The 1,333-nt window shown below is 37.4% G+C and carries 2 protein-coding genes; both read left to right on the forward strand.

Translation table 11 applies throughout. The annotated features are described in order from the left end of the window. Nucleotides 1–60 precede the first annotated feature (60 nt). Nucleotides 61–252 carry a hypothetical protein gene (locus QI30_RS19130; RefSeq protein WP_126992092.1) on the forward strand — a complete coding sequence of 64 codons (192 nt, stop codon included), beginning with the start codon at nucleotides 61–63 and terminating at the stop codon, nucleotides 250–252. Nucleotides 253–417: 165 nt separating this feature from the next. Beyond that, complete coding sequence (locus QI30_RS19135; protein ID WP_126992097.1) at nucleotides 418–1,224, forward strand: AAA family ATPase; 807 nt, start codon at nucleotides 418–420, stop codon at nucleotides 1,222–1,224. The last annotated feature ends 109 nt before the right edge of the window (nucleotides 1,225–1,333 follow it).

Genomic DNA, 1,333 nt, shown 5'->3' on the forward strand with positions numbered 1-1,333 from the left:
TTTTTATTTTACTTTACTTATTAATTAATGTAGTATTATTAAGTTAAAGGAGAGGTTTATATGATGAACGCTTTAGAAATGATTAATGCTACTGTTGCTAAAGGAAATATGGGGCCAAAGCAGGATTTACTGCGTAAAAATGCTCAGTATATAGAGAGCTTCGAACGCAATAATCGTGAAGAAGAGTATCAGGCATATGTTTCCTCCTCAAAAGAATCTGAAAATAAAGTTCCTTGTTTAGGTCGGTTCTAAACACATACGAAAAAGAAAAAGGTAAGCTCATACTTACTTTTTTCTTTTTTATTTATCAAAAGTAGAAATTTGCAAAGAAGATTTTTGCAAAGTATCTTTTTATAAGTTATACTTTAGTTATTAAATGATAAGTTCGAAAATATATATCTATGAGGAGATGATGAAATGGCGATAACTATCGTGGTAGGGAACTTTAAAGGTGGCGTAGGTAAGACAAAGGTGTCAGTGATGGCGAGCTGGGAGCTGGCAATGGCACGTGGTAAAAAGGTGCTTTTAGTCGATATGGACCCTCAAGGCAACGCGAGTACTTTAATTGCGCGTTCAACAGGTGTAACGGAGATTAATACGAGTATTTTTGAAGGGTTCCAAAATGGCTCTTTAAAAGAGTGTATCGTCGAAGTGACGGATAACCTGCACATGATTCCGGCACAAGTATCGTTCAAAAACTTCCCGAAATTTTTATATGCCAATGTAAAAGAAGAAATCGATCAAGTTTCTTATTTAAAGAAGCTACTTGATCCAATTCGTGACGAGTACGACTACATTTTCATCGATGTACCACCAACAATTAGCGACTTCTCGGATAATGCAATGATGGCTGCGGATTATGTATTAATTATCCTACAAGCTCAAGAACTATCGCTTGAAGGCGCCGAAACGTATATAAAATACCTACAATTCATGGCAGACAACTATGATGCGGACATTCAAGTGGCTGGCGTATTACCGGTACTGCTTCGTCCAGGTGGTCGCGTGGACATGTCTACTATTGAACGTGCGAAAGAAATGTTTGGTGAAGACAATGTAATGGAAAGTGTTATCAAGCACTTAGAACGCTTAAAAGCTTGGGACGTAACAGGTATCACAGACAACGATATGCACGACCGTAAAGCACACCAAGTATTTTTAGATGTAATTGATGAGCTTGAGGAAAAATTAGCTCAATTCGAGGAGGCTGGTAAGTATGAGTAATGAAAAAGGCGGTTTAATTAAGAAAAAGAAAAAGCCGACAATCATGCAGCCTTCTATTCCCGTGAAGAAAAATGATATGGACTTCGGTTACTCAGCTCCTACAAAACAG

This window comes from Candidatus Kurthia intestinigallinarum (assembly GCF_003991225.1).
Lineage (GTDB): Bacteria > Bacillota > Bacilli > Bacillales_A > Planococcaceae > Kurthia > Kurthia populi.